At 27.5% G+C, this 345-nt stretch carries 1 protein-coding gene; it reads left to right on the forward strand.

The genetic code is table 11. From position 1 onward, the window contains the following. Positions 1-41 precede the first annotated feature (41 nt). Entirely contained in the window at positions 42-227 is a 186-nt protein-coding gene (locus KI356_RS27840; RefSeq protein WP_128279976.1) for a YkvS family protein, read from the forward strand. Positions 228-345: the final 118 nt, after the last annotated feature.

The following is a 345-nucleotide window of genomic DNA, read 5'->3' on the forward strand; positions in this document are numbered from 1 at the left end:
ATATAATAAACAAATATTTCTGTCTTTTATAAGGAGGTACTATGAAAGCAAACGTAGGGGATATTATACTATTTCAACGAAATAACTTAAAGATTACAGGATCTGTGCTAAAACTATACACTGAATCGGTCTTAGTTGAAGTTACAGATGTGAGCGGTGGTACTTTTGAATTTGACCGAACAATTGTAAATCATAAAAACTATAAAATTTTAAATGCAAATAAATAAAATAATACAAAATAGCCCCTGCTTAACAGCGGAGGCTATTTTGTATTATAACACTTCATTAATTTATATATCCTAAAACACTAACAATCTTGCTTGCTTTTAAATTATTAATGTAATA

The organism is Bacillus hominis (assembly GCF_018332515.1).
Taxonomy (GTDB): Bacteria; Bacillota; Bacilli; order Bacillales; family Bacillaceae_G; genus Bacillus_A; species Bacillus_A hominis.